The sequence below is a fragment of the Pseudomonas sp. SIMBA_067 genome, assembly GCF_046534675.1.
In the GTDB taxonomy this organism is placed as follows: domain Bacteria; phylum Pseudomonadota; class Gammaproteobacteria; order Pseudomonadales; family Pseudomonadaceae; genus Aquipseudomonas; species Aquipseudomonas putida.
The window spans coordinates 1-294 of the sequence record NZ_JAWRYH010000244.1 but is presented as its reverse complement, the minus strand read 5'-3'; the positions used below and the strand labels follow the sequence as shown (position 1 = coordinate 294).

Below are 294 nucleotides of genomic sequence, written 5' to 3'. Positions count from 1 at the left end.
CTGCCATTTTCTTGATATTCCAGCGGTAAACCAAAAAAACCGGCAAAGCCAAACGTTTCAATATGTTGACTTTGAGACTCTAGCGCACGGCGAATCACTTCCGAGCGAACATCAATACAAAACACTGCTTGTAATTGAGCGTTTGTCACGGGGGCTTTTGTCGCGGTTTGCAGAGCCTCATTAAGCGGATATTGAAAGCTGAGTTCCATTGCTTTTGCCCACACCCATAATGGCTTTTGTGCTAATTTATGTGCATGTAAGCGCTCAACAACAAGCGCCTTTTCTTGTTGCCAC

Annotated in this window: 1 protein-coding gene; it reads right to left on the bottom strand. The window is 44.9% G+C overall.

Annotated features, from left to right (window positions below):
- The coding region (locus SB765_RS28935; protein ID WP_410932393.1) for a putative inorganic carbon transporter subunit DabA at positions 1–294 on the bottom strand (294 nt) is incomplete at both ends.